The sequence below is a fragment of the Algibacter sp. TI.3.09 genome (assembly GCF_038154905.1).
Taxonomy (GTDB): Bacteria; Bacteroidota; Bacteroidia; order Flavobacteriales; family Flavobacteriaceae; genus Algibacter.
In genome coordinates, this window is the sequence record NZ_JBAKAN010000075.1 from 1 (window position 1) to 285 (window position 285).

At 33.7% G+C, this 285-nt stretch carries 1 protein-coding gene; it reads left to right on the plus strand.

Going from position 1 to position 285, the window contains the following annotated elements; genetic code table 11:
- Positions 1–105 precede the first annotated feature (105 nt).
- Positions 106–285: class I tRNA ligase family protein (locus V6246_RS18385; protein ID WP_341561883.1), on the plus strand; the 180-nt coding region annotated here is incomplete at its 3' end.

The following is a 285-nucleotide window of genomic DNA, read 5'->3' on the forward strand; positions in this document are numbered from 1 at the left end:
CGCAATTCAAAAAGACCACAACACTAGTGGTCTTTTTTTATTTCAAAAAATTAATGTTTTAAGTATTATTCCTTAAATTCGCAACCTTACTAGAATTGATGATACATGAGCGCTAAATTTCCTGATTACAAAGGACTTGACTTACCAAATGTTGCAGACCAGATCTTAAACAATTGGCAAGAAAATAACATATTTGAAAAAAGTGTAACCACAAGAGAAGGCAAAAAACCTTTCGTGTTTTTTGAAGGTCCACCTTCAGCAAACGGATTTCCTGGTGTACACCAT